Origin of the sequence: Algoriphagus aestuariicola (assembly GCF_017254835.1) — a bacterium.
Lineage (GTDB): Bacteria > Bacteroidota > Bacteroidia > Cytophagales > Cyclobacteriaceae > Algoriphagus > Algoriphagus aestuariicola.
In genome coordinates this window covers 1-322 of the sequence record NZ_JAFKCW010000046.1, presented here as the reverse complement: position 1 = coordinate 322, position 322 = coordinate 1, and the positions used below count along the sequence as shown (strand labels likewise).

Here is a 322-nt window from a genome sequence, read left to right as displayed (position 1 = left end):
ATGTTCGGCTCGCGCTTGATCATGGCGCTCAGCTTGCGGGCAATCTGCAGCACGATGTCTTTCTCGCGCGTCTTATACTTGCCGATCGCACCGGGATCTTCGCCCCCGTGGCCAGGATCCAGCATGATGACGATCGGCCGATCGCGCCCCGCCTTGCCGGCCTGCGGCGCTTCGGGCGGCAGCGTGCGCTCCAGATCGCCTTTGTTGTAATCTTCCAGTAACGCCAGTAGCGGATCATACTCCTCGCCGCCGCTGCCGCCCTTGGTCGGGTAGAGATCCATCACCAGACGGTTGCGATACTCCGGCACCGGCGCCAGCGAGA

General features: G+C 63.7%; 1 protein-coding gene. It reads right to left on the bottom strand.

The genetic code is table 11. The features are described from left to right. Positions 1-322, bottom strand: a 322-nt coding sequence (locus tag J0A67_RS23600) for an N-acetylmuramoyl-L-alanine amidase (RefSeq protein ID WP_241265312.1), incomplete at both ends; no start/stop codon positions are given.